General features: G+C 56.8%; 1 protein-coding gene. It reads right to left on the bottom strand.

All coding sequences use genetic code 11. The features are described from left to right. Positions 1–8 precede the first annotated feature (8 nt). Positions 9–710 (bottom strand): IS3 family transposase (locus H096_RS31135; RefSeq protein WP_033903053.1); only part of this gene is annotated, 702 nt, incomplete at its 5' end.

Here is a 710-nt window from a genome sequence, read left to right as displayed (position 1 = left end):
TGTAGTGGTCAACTAATCCCGGACACGACGTTAAGTTTTTCTTCGGCCCGAGCTGGCGCCAGCCCACCGTTGAATTGATGGGGTCGAATCCAGTTGTACCGATCCATCAAGAATTGGCTGATATCGCGCTGGGCTTCTTGAGCCGTTCTGTAACCCGTGGTCGGTACCCATTCCGTTTTCAAACTGCGGAACACGCGCTCCATTGGCGCATTGTCCCAGCAATTTCCCCGGCGACTCATGCTCTGGCGCATTCGATAGCGCCACAGCCGCTGGCGAAATAAACGACTCGCATATTGCGACCCTTGATCCGAGTGAAACAGCAGGCCCTGAGGCCTTCCTCGTTGTTCGTAAGCCATATCCAGCGCCTTGATAACCAGATCGGCGTCCGGCTTTTCCGACAACGCCCAGCCCACTACCCGGCGCGCGCAAAGATCCAGCACGACCGCCAGATAGTGCCATTTCCCCTGGGCCCAAATGTAGGTGATGTCGCCGCACCACACCTGGTTGGGTGCCGGAACATTGAACTCGCGGTTCAAGGTATTCGGGATATCGAGTCGTTCTACCGTCGCTCTTTTGTAGGCATGTGATCCGGGTTGTTTGCTGACTAGATCAAGCTCGCGCATCAAGCTGCGCACTTTGAATCGACCGAGCTGCTCACCGTCGTCACGCATCAGCGACAGGATGCTGCGGCTGCCCGCAGCACTACGACT

Origin of the sequence: Pseudomonas sp. FH1 (genome assembly GCF_000510895.2) — a bacterium.
GTDB lineage: Bacteria > Pseudomonadota > Gammaproteobacteria > Pseudomonadales > Pseudomonadaceae > Aquipseudomonas > Aquipseudomonas azotoformans_A.
This window is presented reverse-complemented; position numbering and strand designations above follow the sequence as displayed.